Origin of the sequence: Methylobacterium sp. WCS2018Hpa-22 (assembly GCF_031843785.1) — a bacterium.
Lineage (GTDB): Bacteria > Pseudomonadota > Alphaproteobacteria > Rhizobiales > Beijerinckiaceae > Methylobacterium.
Window position 1 is genome coordinate 1 of record NZ_JAVTJA010000041.1, and the last position, 1,226, is coordinate 1,226.

Annotated in this window: 2 tRNA genes and 1 rRNA gene; all 3 read left to right on the top strand. The window is 55.5% G+C overall.

The window, feature by feature from the left end:
* Positions 1–225 precede the first annotated feature (225 nt).
* A tRNA-Ile gene (locus RQI43_RS24470) sits at positions 226–302 on the top strand.
* Between the two features lie 46 nt (positions 303–348).
* Positions 349–424: transfer RNA gene (locus RQI43_RS24475), tRNA-Ala, on the top strand.
* Between the two features lie 328 nt (positions 425–752).
* Positions 753–1,226, top strand: a 23S ribosomal RNA gene (locus tag RQI43_RS24480); the annotation flags it as partial.

Consider the following 1,226-nt stretch of genomic DNA (forward strand, 5'->3'; position numbering starts at 1 on the left):
TCGTAACAAGGTAGCCGTAGGGGAACCTGCGGCTGGATCACCTCCTTTCTAAGGATGCTGCTTCAGTGATGATGGTTGTGATGACCGTCCTCTCCTCTTGCGGCGTCATTGGATACATGGGTTCAGTCAGAACCCGATTGGCGGGACGGCGCCGTCCTCGTTTCTCTTTCTCATTCCGGATAGCGTGATCGGTACACCGTTCAGCGGTATGTGCCTGATCATTCTGGGCCTGTAGCTCAGGTGGTTAGAGCGCACCCCTGATAAGGGTGAGGTCGGACGTTCGAGTCGTCCCAGGCCCACCATATTGGGGTTCGCCTCGATTACCGAAGACCGACGCGATCGCAGATTGGGGCCATAGCTCAGCTGGGAGAGCGGTTGCTTTGCAAGCATCAGGTCGTCGGTTCGATCCCGACTGGCTCCACCATTGTCTGTCGTCCCGCATTGTCTGTCTCCCCATATGGGTCGAGGCGCGATGGCTGTGGTTGGACCGCATCCGGAAAACACAAGTTTTGCTACCCTGCTCTGGTCATCTGGACCGTGCGGGGCGGGCAAATAACTGACATCGTTTAGAGGGAATGTAGCCGGATTGGCAGCGAGAGCTGGTCCTGTCCGGTTATGTTCGGCAAGCATAAGATTGTTTCTTCTGAAAAGGAGAGACGATCGGTCTTTTTGTTTTTTTGACCGTGTTTCGTTTTGTGATTGGCCTCCGCTCAGCGGCTGCCGGATCACGAGCGGACATCGATCATGGAAGCGATCAAGTGTCTTAAGAGCATTCGGTGGATGCCTTGGCGCTGAGAGGCGATGAAGGACGTGGTACGCTGCGATAAGCCTTGGGGAGCTGCGAACGAGCTTTGATCCAGGGATTTCCGAATGGGGAAACCCACCTTCGACCTTCCGTATTGTGGGTTCAGTCTGGTCTTCGGGCTGGTCTGGGTCTTCAATACGGTTGGTCATGTGAAGGTATCAAATCCTGAATACATAGGGGTTTGAAGCGAACCCGGGGAACTGAAACATCTAAGTACCCGGAGGAAAGGACATCAACGAGACTCCGTCAGTAGTGGCGAGCGAACGCGGATCAGGCCAGTGCCTGTGTGGAGTTTATCGGAACGGTCTGGAATGGCCGGCAAGAGTGGGTGACAGCCCCGTACGAGACGGACGACATACAGGACTCGAGTAGGGCGGGACACGTGAAATCCTGTCTGAACATGGGGGGACCACCCTCCAAG